Origin of the sequence: Phytomonospora sp. NPDC050363 (assembly GCF_040655735.1) — a bacterium.
In the GTDB taxonomy this organism is placed as follows: Bacteria; Actinomycetota; Actinomycetes; order Mycobacteriales; family Micromonosporaceae; genus Phytomonospora.
Window position 1 is genome coordinate 157,523 of the sequence record NZ_JBFAKK010000010.1, and the last position, 17,561, is coordinate 175,083.

A 17,561-nucleotide genomic window follows, 5' to 3' on the forward strand; every position below is an offset into this window, starting at 1 on the left:
GCCTCGCGGGTCATGCCGACGCCGCGAGGGCTTCCCGCTGTACCCACCGACCGTGCCGGGCTCACTTTGACCGAGCTGCTCCCGACCGACGCCGACGACTACTACGCGCTGCTCCAGGCGAGCCGCGCGGATCTCACCCGGCATGGTGATTACATCGAGGAGACCGAGGCCGGCCCCGAGGAGGTCCGCGCCGGCCTGGCCGTGGCGGGGCTCAGGCGTGGGTGGGGTGCTTGTGCCGGTGCGGCGGTGCGGGTGGCTGTCGGGGAGCGGGGCGCAAGGGGTGGACGCCCCGGTCGGCTCTTGTAGGGCGGGGCGCGAGGGTAAACGCCCCACTCGGCTGTCGCAGTGCGAGTTGCAGGGGGCACCGTCGGCCCACAGCGGGCGGTTTTCGCGGCGGCGAACCCCGCGCTTCGCGTCGGAGAACCTCGAACCTGTGCCCGGAAGGGTCGCGATCACGCTTCGCGTTGCCGGTCTCGGGAGCCGAAACCCGGGGCCGGCCCCCGGCGTCAAGCCCGTGCCGCACCAGCCCGGTTCTCGCCGCGCCGCCCGAAGCCTCCGCCCGACCGTGCCCGCACCCCCGCCGCACCGTCGCGCCCTGCGTCCCGCGCCGTACTCCCGTGCGTTGCGCCCCGCGCCGTGCCCCGCGTCCCCCGCGCCGTGCCCTGCGCGCTGCTTCCCGCGCCCCCCCGCGCCCCCCGCGCCGTCCCGCGCACTCCGCCCCACGCGACCAACCTCACCGATTCCCCGCCCCCGCGCCGAACACCCTCCCCCGCGCCAGCCCCTGCACCACGATCCCACCCGCAAACCCCGCAAACCCCTCCTCACCCCCCGTCGCGTCACGCCCTTCCGCGATCACGCCCCGTACCCCGCCGCTGCGACCCAACCCCGCGATATCACCCGAAAACCACCCACTCCACCCCGCGCCCCAAACCCCACCTGAATCCCGCGTGAACTGAACCAAACGCGCCCGTCACCGCGTCTCCATGCCTAGGTATCCTTGCGGCACGGTGGGCGTTACCCGGCTGTAATGTAGCCCCCGCAGTGCCGCCAAACACCGAAATGGAGCGTGACGATGCCAGCGTTTGATGCCGTGGTGGCCGGAGCCGGTGGGTTCATCGGCGGACACCTCGTGCGGGCTTTGCTCGCCGAAGGCAAGACGGTGCGCGCGGTCGACATCAAGCCGTTCGACCGGTGGGACCAGCGGCACGAGGCCGCCGACAACCTCAGCCGGGACGTCGGTCTCCTGGACGCGGCGCGCGAGGTCCTCGACGGCGGTGCCGGAGAGGTCTACAACCTCGCCTGCAACATGGGCGGCATGGGCTTCATCGAGACCCACAAGGCCGAGTGCATGCTCTCGGTCCTGCCCAGCACCCACATGCTGATGGCGGCCCGCGACGCGGGCGTCGGCCGGTTCTTCTACTCGTCCTCGGCGTGCGTGTACGCCGGTTACAAGCAGACGGACCCGAACCTGACCGCCCTCAAGGAAGAGGACGCCTACCCCGCCGACGCCGAGGACGGCTACGGCTGGGAGAAGCTCTTCAGCGAGCGCATGTGCCGCCACTTCCGCGAGGACTTCGGCCTGGAGACCCGCATCGCCCGCTACCACAACATCTACGGCCCCGAGGGCACGTGGGACGGCGGCCGTGAGAAGGCCCCGGCGGCGGCCTGCCGGAAGGTCGCGATCGCGGCGCTGACCGGTCAGCCGGAGGTCGAGATCTGGGGCGACGGGGAGCAGACCCGCAGCTTCACCTATGTCGACGACTGCGTGCACGGCACGCGCATGCTGACCCGCGGTGACTTCGTCGACCCGCTCAACGTCGGCAGCTCCGAGATCACCACGATCAACAACCTCTACCACGTGGTCGCCGGCATCGCCGGTGTCGACATCAAGCTCAAGCACATCGACGGTCCTCTGGGCGTGCGCGGCCGCAACAGCGACAACACGCTGATCCAGAAGGAGTTCAACTGGGAGCCCTCGATCTCCCTGCGCGAGGGCCTCACCTCGACCTACCGCTGGATCCACGACCAGGTGGCCAGGAAGCTCGGCAAGTAAGTGGGTACGGAGATGGGAACCGGCCGCATCCAGCGCGTCGACGTCCTCGGTGTGGGCATCAGCGCCATCAACCGGGACATGGCGATCGACGAGGTCACCCGCTGGGTGGACGAGCGCGAGCGGCATTACGTGTGCGTCACTGGCGTGCACGGTGTCATGGAGTCGCAGCGGGACGCCGAGCTCATGCGCATCCACAACGCCTCCGGCCTGACCACGCCCGACGGCATGCCGATGGTGTGGGCCGGCCACAAGGCGGGCGCGGAGTGGATGGGCCAGGTGTTCGGCGCCGACCTCATGCAGACCGTCCTGGCGCGGGCCGCCGAGCGCGGCTGGTCGTCCTATCTCTACGGCGGCAAGGAGGGCGTGCCCGAGCTGCTCGCCGCGCGCCTCACCGCCCGCTTCCCGCAGTTGAAGATCGCCGGCATGTACTCGCCGCCGTTTCGTCCCCTGACCGCCGACGAGGACGCGCAGATCGTCGAGCGGATCAACGACTCGGGCGCCGAGTTGGTGTGGGTCGGTCTCTCGACGCCGAAGCAGGAGCGCTGGATGGCCGCGCACCGCGAGCTTCTGCACGCCCCGGCGCTGTTCGGGGTGGGCGCGGCCTTCGACATGCACGCCGGTCTCGTCAAGCGAGCACCGGACTGGATGCGCGAGCACGGCCTGGAGTGGAGTTACCGGCTGGCCAAGGAGCCCAAGCGGTTGTGGCGCCGGTACCTGCGCAACAACCCGGCCTTCCTCGCCGCGATCCTGCGCAACCCGCCGAAGCTGCGGGACTGATGACCGCTCTCGTCCTGGTGACGACGACGCTGCCGGCCGAGGAGGCCGCCGCCCGCCTCGCGGGTGAGGCGGTGGCCGCCCGGCTGGCGGCGTGCGCTCAGGTCGAGGGCCCGATCGCCAGCGTGTACTGGTGGGCGGGCGCGGTGGAGGAGTCGCGGGAGTGGCGGGTCGTGTTCAAGACGACCGAGGCGGCCGCCGGCGAGCTGACCGCGTTCATCGTCGCCAGGCACGGCTACGAGACGCCGGAGGTGCTCGTCACGCCGGTCACCGGAGGCCACGGCCCCTATCTCGACTGGGTCGCCGAGCGGACCTCGCGGGGTGGATCATCTTCGGACACCCCAGGCAATTAGATAAGCCTGCCCTAAGCTAAGGTTGCCCCGCTCTGCACTGGAGGAGGCGGGATGACACTGGTGGCTTCGGGGCTCACCGTGGGGTACCAGGCCGGACATCCGGTCGTCGGCGACGTCGAGCTCACCCTCGAACCAGGCGCCGTCACCGTCCTCGTCGGCGCCAACGGCTGCGGGAAATCGACCCTCCTGCGCACCATGGCCGCCCTCCAGGCCCCGCTCGCCGGGCAGGTCAGCGTCGACGGCGATCCCGTCGACGGCCTTTCCCGCCGCGAACTCTCCCGGCGTCTTGCGTTCCTCCCGCAGCAGCCCCTCGTCCCTGCGGGCGTGACCGTCGGCGAGCTGGTCCGGCACGGTCGCTACGCGCACAGCGGCGCCTTCGCCAGGCACAGCGCGGAGGATCGCGAGGCCGTCGACTGGGCGATGGACGTCGCCGACGCCGCCGGGCTGGCCTCCCGTCGTCTCGACGAGCTGTCCGGCGGTGAACGGCAGCGCGCGTGGCTGGCGACCGTCCTCGCGCAGCGCGCCGGGGTCCTCCTCCTCGACGAGCCGACGACCTACCTCGACCTCAAGCACCAGTACGAGGTCCTCGACCTCGTCCGGCGCCTCGCCGACGAGCACGGCATCGCCTGCGGGCTCGTCCTCCACGACCTCGGACAGGCCGCCGGCTACGCCGACCAGGTCGCCGTCGTCGCGGGGGGCCGGGTGATCGCCAAGGGCCCGTCGGCCGAGGTCATCACCGACGAGACCGTGGCGCGGGCCTTCGACCTCTCGGTGACGATCCTTCGCGACCCCGGCACCGGGCACGTGGCCGTCTTCCCTCGGCCGACGACAGAGCAACAGCTCACCTAAGGAGAACAATGCGCAAGTTCCTCGGCGCGGTCGCGGTGGCCGCCCTCGCCCTCGGTCTGGCCGCGTGCAGCGGCAAGACCGCCGACGGCGGCAGCGACAACGACGACAAGGGCGGCGCGATCACGCTCACCACCACCGCCGGCGAGGTCTCCCTCGACAAGCCCGCCACCAAGATCGTGGCGCTGGAGTGGACCTACGTCGAGGACCTGCTGGCCATCGGCGTCACGCCCGTCGGGGTCGCCGACATCGAGGGCTACGACACCTGGGTGACCGCCGGCCCGCGCGTTCCCGAGGGCGTCAAGGACGTCGGCACGCGCCAAGAGCCGAGCATCGAGGAGATCCGCGCGCTCCAGCCCGACCTGATCATCACCGACGAGGACCGGGCCACCGCCAACCGCGACGCCCTCGCCGGGATCGCGCCGCTGGCGACCTACAACTACACCAAGTACGAGGGCGGCCAGTTCGCCGGCATGCGCTTCATCGTCGAGCAGATGGGCCTGGCCACGGGCAAGCCCACCGAGGCCGAGAAGGTCCTCACCGCTCTCGACACCGAGATCGCCACCGCCACCGAGGCCATCGCCGCGGCCGGCAAGGCCGGTGCGCCCTTCGCGCTGTCGCAGGTCTTCACCACCGAGGGCGCCGCGCAGTTCCGGATGATGACCGGCAAGTCCCTGGCGGGCGAGGTGGTCGGGAAGACCGGTGTGGCCAACGCCTGGACCGGTGAACCCGACGCGTGGGGCATGACCACCGTGACCGTCGAGGGCCTCACCGCCGTCCCCGACGACGCGAGCTTCCTCTACGTCGCCTCCGACGCCGACAACCCGGTGACCGGCGACCTCGCCGACAACGAGCTGTGGACCGACCTCGGCTTCGTCAAGGGCGGCAATGTCGAGGCGCTCGACCCGGGCACGTGGTTCTTCGGCGGCCCGCTCTCCTGCGGTCAGCTGCTCGACGAGACCGTCAAGGCCCTCACCTCCTGACGCGACCGGCGCGGCCGCCCGCACCCGGGCGGCCGCGCCCTTGTTCCCCGCCCCGACCCGCCGACACAGGTGACGCCACGTGAGCACCCTTCCCGCGACGACCCATCCCGGGCATCCCCAGCTGCGGCGACGCCTGCTCTGGGGCGCCGCCGCGCTCCTGGTCCTCGCCGGCGTCGCGCTGGTCCACATCGGCCAGGGCGCCGCCGGTGAGCTGACCGAGGCCGTCCTGCTCGGGTCGCGGCTGCCGAGGCTGCTGGCCGGGCTCGTCGCCGGCGTCGCGCTCGGCGTCGCCGGCGTCCTCGTCCAGGGCGTCACCCGCAACCCGCTGGCCTCCTCCGACACACTCGGCGTGAACGCCGGCGCCTACCTCGGCGTGGTCGTGGTGACCGTGGCCGTTCCGGTCCTGCCGGGTCTCGCTCTGCTCTCGGGAGGCCTGGCGGCCTTCGGCGGAGGCGTGGCGGCCATGGCGATCGTCTGGATGCTCACCTCGCGCGGCCCCCGCACTCCCGGCCGGGTCCTCCTCGCCGGATCGGCCGTCACCTTCGCCGCCGCCTCGGTCGCCGCGCTGCTGCTCCTGCTCAACGAGCCCCTCGCCGGGCAGCTCTTCTTCTGGGGCAAGGGCACCCTCGTGCAGAACACGATGACGAAGCCGTCGGTCGTCGGCGCCGTCGTCGTCCTGGCCGTCGCGGCCGCCTTCGCCCTCGCCCGGCCCCTCGACCTCCTCCGCCTCGGCGACGACGCCGCCGAGGCGATGGGCGTGCCCGTCGGCCGCATCCGACTCGCCGCGCTTGGCCTGGCCGTCCTGTGCGCCGCGGCGGCCGTCACCGTCGCCGGGCCCATCAGCTTCGTCGGCCTCCTCGCGCCCATCGCCGTCCGCCGCGTCGGCCTGCGCCCGCACGTGTGGCTCATCCCCTTCGCCGGCATCATCGGGGCCGCCCTCCTCCTGGCCGCCGACGTCGCCGCGCGCCTGATCGCCCCGCCCTCGGCCGGTGCCGGCGAACTCCCCGTGGGGATCCTGGCCGCGCTGCTCGGCGGACCGGTCTTCATCCTCCTGGCCCGCAAGATCGTCACCGGCGACGAGGGCGGCGGCGCGGCCGTCGCCGTCCGCGGCCCCATGAGCAGGCGCGCCTACGTCGCGCTCCTCACCGGCGGCACGCTCGTCCTGATCGCCGCGTTCGTGCTCGCGCTGCGGGTCGGCGAGGTCGACATCGCCTGGGCGGCCTTCGCGCCCTGGAACGCCGACGACCTCGCCCGCGACATCCTCGGTTCGCGGGTGCCGCGCATCCTGGTCGCCGCCCTGGCCGGCGCCATGCTCGCCGCGGCCGGCTCCTCCGTGCAGGCCGTCGTGCGCAACCCGCTGGCCGAACCGCAGCTGCTCGGCATCACCGGCGGCGCCGCCGTCGGCGCGGTCGCCCTGATCACGCTGGCGCCCGGAGCGCCGGCCGAGGCCGTGCCGATCCTGGCGATGGTCGGCGGTGTCCTCGCCCTCGGCCTCGTCCTGCTCGCCGCCCGCTCGAAAGGCGGGCACCTCGACCCCACGCGCGTCATCCTCGTCGGCATCGGCGTGGCCGCCACCGGCATGGCCCTGGTCAACCTCCTTGCCGTCCGCGCCCACATGAACATCTCGGCGGCACTGGTGTGGCTGTCGGGGAGCTCGTACGCCCGTGGTGAGGACCAGGTCTGGTGGCTGGTCCCGGGACTGGTGATCGTGGCGGCGCTGGTGTGGTCGGCGAGGCCCCTGAACATGCTCGCGCTGGGGGAGGACCTGCCGCGCTCGCTGGGCCTGGGCCTCGGTCGCACTCGTGTACTGGTGCTCACCGGCGGGGCGGTGCTGGCCGCGCTGACGGCGGGCGCGATCGGCGCCGTGGGTTTCGTGGGCCTCGTGGCGCCGCACCTGGCAAGGAAGGTCGCCGGCACCGACTACCGGCGCCTGGTGCCCGTCTCGGCGCTGTTCGGGGCGACCCTGCTCGTCGTCGCCGACGCGATCGGGCGTTCGCTGCTGGCGCCGCGCGGGATCCCGGTGGGGATCGTGACCGCGCTCATCGGGGCGCCCTACCTGATCTGGCTGCTGCGCGGACGGCGCGGCTAGGGCCCCCGGACGAACGGATCGGCGGCCTCCGGGAGGAGACCGCCGATCGCGTGCGGCTTACTTCTCGACGAGGCAGTAGACAACGTCGGGATTGGTGAGGCTCTCGCCCTCGGAGAGGGTGGTGGTCGCCTGCTCGTCGCCCATGCACCACTGGGTCTGGTCCGAGCCGGGAGCGTTGTCGACCGAGGTGACGGTGTAGTACGCGCTCGCGTCGGAGCAGTCGACGACCTCGGTGTCGTTGGCGTCGGCGGTGTTGGTGAGGCAGTCACCGGTCTTCGCGTCGAGCGCGCTGTCGCCGAAGAGGGCACTGATGCCGAACTTCAGGACCAGGACGATGCCGATGACGACCACGACACCGACGACGGCCGCGATCTTGCCGCCGGCGCCCTTCTTGGCGGGCGGGGCCGGAGGCGGGAAACCGCCCTGGGGAGCGCCAGGCGCGGGAGGCGGGAAACCGCCCTGCGGCTGACCGGGCTGACCCGGCTGGCCGCCGGGAGGGGGGTACTGACCGCCCGAGGGAGGCGGGTAGTTACCGGGGGGTGGTTGCTGTGCCATGTGACTCTGTTCTCCTAAAGGGGTAACCGCGTTGTCGCGGCCTGGGGCGCTAGCGAGCGTAGTACGTGCATGCGACACCTCCACCACCTGGTGGGAGCTGGTGGAGATCAACACCGAACATCCCCTACACTTGCCGGACCGATATCACCGCAGCGCAAGATCTACGTTGCCGATCGGTTACGAATTCCGGGCCATTGTCGTCCCGACTACTCACGCGGTACTGATCCGCGATCGCGACGACAAGGAGGCCCGTGGCGTTGACTCATACCGTTGAACACCGCGACCTGTACCGCCCGGCGTACGAGCACGACGCGTGCGGCGTCGCATTCGTCGTGGACGTGCGCGGGCGACGGTCCCACCGCATCGTCGACAGCGGCCTTTCGGCCCTGTGCCGCATGGAGCACCGCGGCGCCAGCGGCGCCGACCCCGACAGCGGCGACGGCGCCGGGATCATGCTCCAGATCCCCGACCGCTTCTACCGCGACGTCGTCGACTTCGACCTGCCGCCCGAGGGCTCCTACGCCACCGGCATGGTCTTCTTGCCCCAGGACCCCGAGCTGGCGTCCCAGGTGATGCGCATCGTCGAGAAGTACGTCATCACCGAAGGCGCCGTCCTGCTCGGCTGGCGCGACGTCCCGGTCGTCGCCGACGGCCTCGGCCCCGCCGCGCGCGACGCCATGCCCGCCATCGCGCAGGTCTTCATCTCGGCCGGCCGCCTCGCCGACGGCCGCGCCCTGTCCGGCCTCGAACTCGACCGGGTCGCCTTCTGCGTGCGCAAGCAGGCCGAACGCGAGACCCGCGAGCGCCGCATCGAGGTCGCCTTCCCCTCGCTGTCGTCGCGCACGATCGTCTATAAGGGCATGCTCACGCCCGAGCAGCTGGGCGTGTTCTACCCCGACCTGACCGACCCGACCCTGGAGTCGGCGATCGCGGTCGTGCACAGCCGCTTCTCCACCAACACCTTCCCCTCGTGGCCGCTGGCGCACCCCTACCGGATGGTCGCCCACAACGGCGAGATCAACACCATCCGCGGCAACCGCAACTGGATGAGCGCCCGCGAGGCCCTGCTCGACAGCAGGCTCCTGCCCGGCCGCATCAAGCGCCTCTACCCGATCGTCACGCCCGGCGCCTCCGACTCGGCGAGCTTCGACGAGGTCGTCGAACTGCTGCACCTGTCGGGACGCTCCCTGCCGCACTCGATGCTGATGATGATCCCCGAGGCGTGGGAGAGCGACGACGGGATGGACCCCAAGCGCCGCGCGTTCTACCAGTACCACGCCAGCCTCATGGAGCCCTGGGACGGACCGGCCTGCGTGGCCTTCACCGACGGGACCCAGATCGGCGCCGTCCTCGACCGCAACGGCCTTCGCCCGGCGCGGTGGTGCCGCACCGCGGACGACCTGGTCGTCCTCGCCAGCGAGGCGGGCGTCGTCGACCTCGACCCGGCGACGATCGTGCAGAAGGGCCGCCTGCGCCCCGGCCGCATGTTCCTGGTCGACACCGAGGCCGGCCAGGTCCTCGACGATGACCAGATCAAGGCCGACCTGGCCGCCGAGCAGCCCTACACCGACTGGCTCCACGCCGGCCTGATCCACCTTGAGGAACTGCCCGAGCGCGAGCACGTCGTCTACACCCACGACTCGGTCCTGCGCCGCCAGCGCACCTTCGGCTACACCGACGAGGAACTGCGGCTGCTGCTGGCACCGATGGCCCGCGACGGCGCCGAGCCGGTCGTGTCCATGGGCACCGACACGCCCATCGCGGCCCTGTCGAAGCGCCCCAAGCTGCTCTACGACTACTTCGCGCAGCTCTTCGCGCAGGTCACCAACCCCCCGCTGGACGCCATCCGCGAGGAACTGGTCACCAGCGTGTCCACCACCATCGGCCCCGAGCACAACCTCCTCGACCCGGGCCCGGCCAACTGCCGCCAGATCCAGCTGCCCTACCCGGTCATCGACAACGACGACCTCGCCAAGATCCTCTCCATCGACGACGACGGCGACCTGCCCGGCTTCAAGGCCGTGCGCGTCTCCGGCCTCTACCGCGTCCGCGACGGCGCCGAAGGCGTCCGCGACCGCCTCATCGAGATCTGCCGGCACGTGTCGGAGGCCATCGAGGACGGCGTGCGCATCCTCGTCCTCTCCGACCGCGACTCCACCGCCGACCTCGCGCCCATCCCGGCGCTCCTGCTGACCGCCGCCGTCCACCAGCACCTCGTCCGCGAACAGACCCGCACCCAGGTCGCCCTCGTCGTCGAGGCCGGCGACGCGCGGACCGTCCACCACGTCGCCGTCCTGCTCGGCTACGGCGCCGCCGCGGTCAACCCCTACCTGGCCTTCGAGTCCATCGAAGACCTCATCACCACCGGCGCGCTGCCCGGCCAGAAGCCCCACGAGGCGATCGCCAACTACGTCAAGGCCCTCGGCAAGGGCGTGCTCAAGGTGATGTCGAAGATGGGCATCTCCACCGTGTCGTCCTACTGCGGCGCCCAGGTCTTCGAAGCCCTCGGCCTCGACCGCGACTTCGTCGCCCGCTACTTCACCGGCACCGACTCCCGCCTCGGCGGAGCCGACCTCTCGGTCCTCGCCGGCGAGGTCGCCGCCCGCCACCGCGCCGCCTACGAGATGGTCGCCGCCGACGAGGCCACCGCCGACGGCATCGAACTCCTCGAACCCGGCGGCGACTACCAGTGGCGCCGCGAGGGCGAGGTCCACCTCTTCAACCCCGAGACGGTGTTCCTCCTCCAGCACTCCACCCGCTCGGGCCAGTACGAGGTCTTCAAGCGCTACACCGCCAAGGTCGACGCGCTCGCCGCCGACAGCGGCTCCCTGCGCGGCCTGTTCGGGCTGCGCGTCGGCGACCGCGAACCGGTCGCCATCGACGAGGTCGAGTCGGTCGAGTCGATCGTCAAGCGCTTCAACACCGGCGCGATGTCCTACGGCGCGATCTCGGCCGAGGCCCACGAGACGCTCGCCATCGCCATGAACCGCCTCGGCGGGCGCTCCAACAGCGGTGAGGGCGGCGAGGACGTCGACCGCCTCTACGACCCCCTGCGCCGCAGCGCCGTCAAGCAGGTCGCCTCCGGCCGCTTCGGGGTCACCAGCGAGTACCTGGTCAACGCCGACGACATCCAGATCAAGATGGCCCAGGGCGCCAAGCCCGGCGAGGGCGGCCAGCTGCCCGGCAACAAGGTGCACCCGTGGATCGCCAAGACCCGGCACTCCACGCCCGGCGTCGGGCTCATCTCGCCGCCCCCGCACCACGACATCTACTCGATCGAGGACCTCGCGCAGCTCATCTACGACCTCAAACACGCCAACCGGCGCGCCCGCATCCACGTCAAACTCGTCTCCGAGGCGGGCGTCGGCACGGTCGCGGCGGGCGTGGTCAAGGCGCACGCCGACGTCGTGCTGATCTCCGGCCACGACGGCGGGACCGGCGCGGCGCCGGCGAACTCCATCAAGCACGCGGGAACGCCGTGGGAGATCGGGCTGGCCGAGACGCAGCAGACGCTGATCCGCAACGGCCTGCGCGACCGCGTGGTCGTTCAGGTCGACGGGCAGATGAAGACCGGCCGCGACGTGCTCGTCGCCGCCCTGCTCGGCGCCGAGGAGTACGGCTTCGCCACCGCGCCGCTCATCGTCACCGGCTGCATCATGATGCGCGTCTGCCACCTCGACACCTGCCCGGTGGGCGTGGCCACCCAGAACCCCGCCCTGCGCGCCAAGTACACCGGCACGCCGGAGTTCGTGGAGAACTTCTTCCGCTACATCGCCGAGGAGGTCCGCGAACTGCTCGCCTCGCTCGGTCTGCGCAGCATCGACGAGGCGGTCGGCCAGGTCGAACTCCTCGACGTCGCGCCCGTCCTCGGACACACCAAGGCCGGCGACCTCGACCTGCGGCCGATCCTGGCCACCCCCGTCGAAGGCCCCCGCCGCCGCCTCATCGGCCAGCGGCACGACCTCGACGGGACCCTCGGCCACCGGCTCATCGCCGCCGCCGAACCGGCCCTGGAGAACCGCGAACCGGTCACCGTGAACCTCCCGATCCGCAACACCGACCGCTCGGTCGGCGCGATGCTGTCGGGCGAGGTGACCCGCCGCCACCGCGACACCCTGCCCGACGACACCATCGTCGCGCACCTGCACGGAACGGCCGGGCAGTCCTTCGGCGCCTTCACCGCCAGCGGCGTCACCCTGCGCCTGTTCGGAGAGGCCAACGACTACGTCGCCAAGGGCCTGTCCGGCGGCCGGATCGTCGTGCGCCCCGACTCCTCGGCACCGTTCGCCGCCGAGGAGAACATCATCGCCGGCAACACCGTCCTCTACGGCGCCACCGGCGGCGAGCTCTACATGCGCGGCCAGGTCGGCGAGCGCTTCGCGGTCCGAAACTCCGGCGCGCTCGCCGTCGTCGAGGGCGTCGGCGACCACGGCTGCGAGTACATGACCGGTGGAACCGTGCTCATCCTCGGCCCGACCGGGCGCAACTTCGCGGCCGGCATGTCGGGCGGTGTGGCCTACGTGCACCGCCTCGACCCGGGCAAGGTCAACGCCGAGCTGGTCGACCTCGACCCGGTGGGCGCCGCCGACATCGACGTCATCGGCAAGCTCCTGCTGCGTCACGAACGGGAGACCGACTCGGCGGTCGCGGCCGCGCTGCTCGCCGACTGGCCGCGCGCGGCGGCCGGTTTCACGAAGGTCATCTCGCGCGACTACAAGGCGGTGCTCGCGCAGCTGGAGGAGAAGAGCGAGCTGGAGGCCTCCGCGGTGGTGACCGCGTCATGACCGGTACCCCACGAGTTCAGCGAAGCCCGTTCCCGGGCGCCCGATCGACACAGGAAGGCGGAGTGACCGATGCCTGATCCGAACGGTTTCCTCAAGCACGGCCGCGCCACCGCCAAGAAGCGCCCGGTGCCGCTGCGTCTTCTCGACTGGCGCGAGGTCTACGAGCCCGGTGACACGCAGGTCACCCGCGAGCAGGCGACGCGCTGCATGGACTGCGGCATCCCGTTCTGCCACAGCGGCTGTCCGCTGGGCAACCGGATCCCGGAGTGGAACGACCTGATGCGCACCGGCCGCACAGGCCAGGCCGGCGCCCAGCTGCACGCGACCAACAACTTCCCCGAGTTCACCGGCCGGCTGTGCCCGGCGCCGTGCGAGGCCGCCTGCGTCCTCGGCATCAACGACGACCCGGTGTCGATCAAGCAGATCGAGGTCGACATCATCGACCGTGCCTTCGCCGACGGGACGGTCGTTCCCCAGCCGCCGCTGGACATGACCGGCAAGTCGGTCGCCGTGGTCGGCTCGGGCCCGGCGGGCCTGGCCGCCGCTCAGCAGCTCGCCCGCGCGGGCCACGCGGTGACCGTCTACGAGCGCGACGACGCCGTCGGCGGGCTCCTGCGCTACGGCATCCCCGACTTCAAGCTGGAGAAGCGGCACATCGACCGCCGCCTCGCCCAGTTGAAGGCCGAGGGCGTGCAGTTCGTGACGAGTTGCGAGGTCGGCGTCGACGTGTCGGTCGGGCAGCTGCGCCGCCGCCACGACGCCGTGCTGCTGGCCGTCGGGGCCCTCCAGGGCCGCGACACCGACCTGACCGGCCGCGAGTTCACCGGGATCCACCTGGCGATGCCGCACCTCGTCGGCGCCAACCGGGTCGTGGCCGGGCGGGCGCCGTTCGCTCCGATCGACGCGCGCGGCAAGGACGTGATCGTGATCGGGGGCGGTGACACCGGCGCCGACTGCGTGGGCACGGCGCACCGCCAGGGCGCCAGGTCGGTGACCCAGCTCGACCTGTACCCCGAGCCGCCCGGTGAGCGCGACGCGGGCCGCGATCCGTGGCCGACGTGGCCCGCGATCCTGCGGTCCTACCCGGCGCACGAGGAGGGCACCGAGCGCGTCTTCGCGGTCTCGGCCTCCGAGTTCACCGGGGACGACCAGGGGCGCGTCACGGGGCTGCGGATCAGCGAGGTCGTCGTCGACAAGTCCGGCGGCCGTCGCGACATCCGTCCCGTGCCGGGAACCGAGCGGGTCGTACCCGCCGACCTGGTGCTGCTGGCGATCGGTTTCGAGGGCACCGAGGACCAGGTGCTGCTTTCGCAGCTGGGCGTCTCGCGCACCCGGCGGGGCAACATCGACTGCGGCAGCGACTGGCAGACCGAGACTCCCGGCGTGTTCGTCGCCGGCGACGCCCACCGGGGTGCCTCGCTGATCGTGTGGGCGATCGCCGAGGGCCGTGCCGCCGCCGCCTCGATCCACGCCTTCCTGGGCGGAGAGGTGGCGCTGCCCGCTCCTGTCGAGAGCGACGCGCAGCCGCTGACGGCCTGATCTGAGCGACGAGAGGGCGACGGCCGGGGATCGCGAGGATCCCCGGCCGTCGCCCTCTCGGTCGAGGTCTCAGTGCATCAGGTGGTCGGCGCCGACGTGCTCGGCCTGGCGCTCACGGGACCGCACCGCCACGCAGCAGGGCTCCGGACAGGGGCGATCGGCCTCCGGCTGCCGCATCGACACGATCGTCGCGTGGAGCGCGTCGAGGCGGTCGACGACCGGGTCGGACGGCATCGCCTTCTCGTCCTCCTCGGCCTCCATGCGCCGTGCCTCCTCCATCGAGTTGAGCACGACGCCGATGAGGATGTTGACCAGCACGAACGCGCCGAACAGGACGAAGGTGACGTAGTAGGCGAGGCTCCACGGCGACACCACCAGGCCCTCGCGCACCAGGTCGCCGAGGCCTTCGAGGGTGAGCAGCAGGAACAGCGTCAGGGCGGCCTGGCCGATGGTCCCGAACTGCTCGGGATAGGTGTCGGCGAACATCAGCCAGCCGACCATCCCGTACAGGTACAGCACCACCCCGGCGACCGCGAAGAGGCCGAGCGCGCCGGGCAGGCTGCGCCCCACCGCGACGACGATGATCCGCAGCGTCGGGAAGACGCGGATCAGCCGCAGCACCCGGGCCAGCCGTGCCAGCCTCAGCAGCGTGATGTTCTCGCGGATCCCGGGGATGAACGCGGCGGTGACCACGAGGAAGTCGAACACGTTCCAGCCGTCCCGGAAGAAGCCCCCGGGATTCCTGCCGTGCGCGACGATGCGGATGACCAGCTCCACGACGAAGAAGCCGATGAAGACCGTGTCGAGCAGTTCGAGCGTGCCTCCCATGCTCTCGCGTTTCGCCGGATAGGTCGCCAGACCCAGGGTGACGGCGTTGCCGACGATCGCCGCGCTCGTCAGGGTCTGGAACCACCCCGAGGTGGCGACCTTGCGGCACACGTCCGGAAGGCTCGCGGCGGTGGGCGCCTCGCTCACCACGCGATCACCCACCCGGCCGTCGCGAATCTGACATCAGGTGAGAAATCCAGCATTTCGTCACTGTACGAAATCATTCCGTCTCTCCCGGTCGTGCGCGCCCGGCGCGTCCCTTTCGGGTCGAAGGGTCCGCAACTCCTCGAAGCGGTGCCAAGCACCAAGCGCTTCGAGGCGGACGGCTAACATTGGCCTTTGACCTGATCTCCCATGCCTGCGACAGGAGCAGCGGTGGCCAACGACGTTGCGCCCGGCTCGTCCAACGGCCAGTCCGCCGGGGAACCGGCGACGGCAGCGCCCGTCCCCTCCCGGCCCGCACCGGTCGAGGCGAGCGGTCTCGGCGGTGCGCCCACCGGCAGACGCGTCCGAGCCCGCCTCGCGCGCTTCAACGCGCCCTGGCAGGCGCAGCAGGTGTCGGAGGTCCTCGAACCTCTCGTCGCCACGCACCGGGCCAGCCACCCGCGCACCGACGTCAAGCTCCTCCAGCGCGCCTACGACACCGCCGCCTACTGGCACAACGGCCAGTACCGCAAGTCCGGCGACCCCTACATCACCCACCCGCTCGCCGTCGCCTCCGTGCTCGCCGAGCTGGGCATGGACACCACGACGCTGATCGCGGCCCTGCTGCACGACACCGTCGAGGACACCGACTACACCCTTGAGCAGATGGAGAAGGACTTCGGCGGCGAGGTCGCGCTCCTCGTCGACGGCGTCACCAAGCTCGACAAAGTCAAACTCGGCGACGCGGCCAAGGCCGAGACGATCCGCAAGATGGTCGTCGCGATGGCCAAGGACCCGCGAGTCCTGGTCATCAAGCTCGCCGACCGCCTCCACAACATGCGCACCCTGACCTTCCTGCCGCGCCCCAAGCAGGAGCAGAAGGCGCGCGAGACGCTCGAAATCCTGGCGCCGCTGGCCCACCGGCTCGGTATGAACACCATCAAGTGGGAGCTGGAGGACCTGTCCTTCGCGACGCTGTACCCCAAGCGCTACAGCGAGATCGCACGACTGGTCGCCGAGCACACCCCCCAGCGCGAGATGCTGCTGGCGCGCGTCACCGACAAGGTGAACGCCGACCTGCGCGCCGCGAAGGTCAAGGCGATGGTGTCCGGCAGGCCGAAGCACCTGTACTCGATCTACCAGAAGATGATCGTGCGCGGCCGCGACTTCTCCGACATATACGACCTCGTCGGCATCCGCATCCTCGTCGACTCCCTGCGCGACTGCTACGCCGCGCTCGGCGTGATCCACGCGAACTGGCAGCCGGTACCCGGCCGGTTCAAGGACTTCATCGCGATGCCGAAGTTCAACATGTACCAGTCGCTGCACACCACGGTGATCGGTCCGACCGGCAAGCCCGTCGAGATGCAGATCCGCACCTGGGCGATGCACCGCACCGCCGAGTACGGCATCGCCGCGCACTGGAAGTACAAGGAGACCAAGGGCGCGACGATCGTCGGCCCACCGGCCCACATCGACGAGATGGCCTGGCTCCGGCAGCTCCTGGACTGGCAGCGCGAGGCCGCCGACCCCAGCGAGTTCCTCGACGCGCTGCGCTTCGACCTGTCCAGCTCCGAGGCCTACGTCTTCACGCCCAAGGGCGACGTCATCGCCCTGCCGAAGGGCGCGACGCCCGTCGACTTCGCCTACGCCGTGCACACCGAGGTCGGACAACGCTGCATCGGCGCCCGCGTCAACGGGAAACTCGTCCCCCTGGAGTCGCAGCTGGTCAACGGCGACGTCGTGGAGATCTTCACCTCGAAGTCGGAGACCGCCGGCCCCTCGCAGGACTGGCTCGGCTTCGTCCGCTCGCCACGCGCCCGCACCAAGATCCGCCAGTACTTCAACCGCGAACGCCGCGACGAGGCCATCGAGCAGGGCAAGGACCTCATCACCCGGGCCATGCGCAAGCAGGGTCTCCCGCTCCAGCGGATGCTCACCACCGACGGCCTCACCGCCATCGCCCGCGAACAGCACCTCTCCGACGTCACCGCGCTCTACGCCGCCGTCGGCGAGAACCAGCTCTCCGCGCAGACCGTCGTACAGCGCCTGGTCGCCTCCTACGGCGGCACCGAGGGCGCCGTCGAGGACATCGCCGAGACGGCCGTCCCGACCAAACCCGGCCCCCGCGAGCGCGGCAAGACCCACGACACCGGCGTCGTCGCCGCCGGGGTCGAGGACTCCAACGTGCCGATCAAACTCGCCCGCTGCTGCACCCCGGTGCCCGGCGACGAGATCCTCGGCTTCGTGACCCGCGCCGGCGCCATCAGCGTCCACCGCGTCGACTGCGAGAACGCCGACGACCTCCTCGACCAGCCCGAACGGCTCGTCGACGTGAGCTGGCGGCCCTCGTCCGACTCGACCTTCCTGGTCGCCATCCAGGTCGAGGCCCTCGACCGGCACCGGCTGCTCGCCGACGTCACGAAGGTCCTGTCCGAGGAGAAGGTCAACATCCTCTCGGCGACCGTCACCACCACCCGCGACCGCGTGGCCGTCAGCCGCTTCACCTTCGAGATGGCCGACCCCAAGCACCTCGGGCACCTGCTGCGCGTCGTACGCCGCGTCGAGGGCGTCTACGACGCCTACCGCGTCACGTCGAGCGGGGGATAGGAC

General features: G+C 71.3%; 12 protein-coding genes. 10 read left to right on the plus strand and 2 right to left on the minus strand.

What is annotated here, in order from left to right:
• Positions 1-12: 12 nt before the first annotated feature.
• From AB0I28_RS25995 to AB0I28_RS26025, 7 genes are all read left to right on the plus strand, one after another.
• Complete coding sequence (locus tag AB0I28_RS25995; protein ID WP_357497505.1) at positions 13-306, plus strand: hypothetical protein; 294 nt, start codon at positions 13-15, stop codon at positions 304-306.
• A gap of 766 nt (positions 307-1,072) precedes the next feature.
• A complete protein-coding gene (locus tag AB0I28_RS26000; RefSeq protein WP_357497506.1) occupies positions 1,073-2,053 on the plus strand; it encodes an NAD-dependent epimerase/dehydratase family protein in 981 nt (326 codons plus the stop codon).
• 12 nt (positions 2,054-2,065) lie between these two features.
• Positions 2,066-2,830 carry a WecB/TagA/CpsF family glycosyltransferase gene (locus tag AB0I28_RS26005; protein WP_357497508.1) on the plus strand — a complete coding sequence of 255 codons (765 nt, stop codon included), beginning with the start codon at positions 2,066-2,068 and terminating at the stop codon, positions 2,828-2,830.
• On the plus strand, positions 2,830-3,180 hold the full coding sequence (gene cutA / locus AB0I28_RS26010) for a divalent-cation tolerance protein CutA (RefSeq protein WP_357497510.1): 351 nt from the start codon (positions 2,830-2,832) through the stop codon (positions 3,178-3,180). The genes AB0I28_RS26005 and cutA overlap by 1 nt, the downstream gene beginning before the upstream one ends.
• Before the next feature lie 51 nt (positions 3,181-3,231).
• A complete protein-coding gene (locus tag AB0I28_RS26015; RefSeq protein ID WP_357497512.1) occupies positions 3,232-4,029 on the plus strand; it encodes an ABC transporter ATP-binding protein in 798 nt (265 codons plus the stop codon).
• 8 nt (positions 4,030-4,037) lie between these two features.
• Positions 4,038-5,009 carry an iron-siderophore ABC transporter substrate-binding protein gene (locus tag AB0I28_RS26020; RefSeq protein WP_357497514.1) on the plus strand — a complete coding sequence of 324 codons (972 nt, stop codon included), beginning with the start codon at positions 4,038-4,040 and terminating at the stop codon, positions 5,007-5,009.
• A 79-nt stretch (positions 5,010-5,088) separates the two neighbouring features.
• A complete protein-coding gene (locus AB0I28_RS26025; protein WP_357497515.1) occupies positions 5,089-7,098 on the plus strand; it encodes an iron ABC transporter permease in 2,010 nt (669 codons plus the stop codon).
• 57 nt (positions 7,099-7,155) lie between these two features.
• On the opposite strand, the gene AB0I28_RS26030 is transcribed toward AB0I28_RS26025, so the two are convergent.
• Positions 7,156-7,653, minus strand: a complete 498-nt coding sequence (locus tag AB0I28_RS26030; protein ID WP_357497517.1) for a hypothetical protein — start codon at positions 7,651-7,653, stop codon at positions 7,156-7,158.
• Positions 7,654-7,904: 251 nt separating this feature from the next.
• Between AB0I28_RS26030 and gltB the strand changes: the two genes are divergently transcribed.
• Positions 7,905-12,437 carry a glutamate synthase large subunit gene (gene gltB / locus AB0I28_RS26035; RefSeq protein ID WP_357497519.1) on the plus strand — a complete coding sequence of 1,511 codons (4,533 nt, stop codon included), beginning with the start codon at positions 7,905-7,907 and terminating at the stop codon, positions 12,435-12,437.
• A gap of 69 nt (positions 12,438-12,506) precedes the next feature.
• The gene (locus tag AB0I28_RS26040; protein WP_357497521.1) at positions 12,507-13,976 is read left to right on the plus strand and encodes a glutamate synthase subunit beta; all 1,470 of its coding nucleotides are present in this window, start codon (positions 12,507-12,509) and stop codon (positions 13,974-13,976) included.
• A gap of 69 nt (positions 13,977-14,045) precedes the next feature.
• Here the strand turns inward: AB0I28_RS26040 and AB0I28_RS26045 are convergent, their stop codons facing one another.
• Complete coding sequence (locus AB0I28_RS26045) at positions 14,046-14,951, minus strand: ion transporter (RefSeq protein WP_357497523.1); 906 nt, start codon at positions 14,949-14,951, stop codon at positions 14,046-14,048.
• A 228-nt stretch (positions 14,952-15,179) separates the two neighbouring features.
• Here AB0I28_RS26045 and AB0I28_RS26050 point away from each other — a divergent pair, with 228 nt between their 5' ends.
• Complete coding sequence (locus tag AB0I28_RS26050) at positions 15,180-17,558, plus strand: bifunctional (p)ppGpp synthetase/guanosine-3',5'-bis(diphosphate) 3'-pyrophosphohydrolase (RefSeq protein WP_357497525.1); 2,379 nt, start codon at positions 15,180-15,182, stop codon at positions 17,556-17,558.
• Positions 17,559-17,561 lie beyond the last annotated feature (3 nt).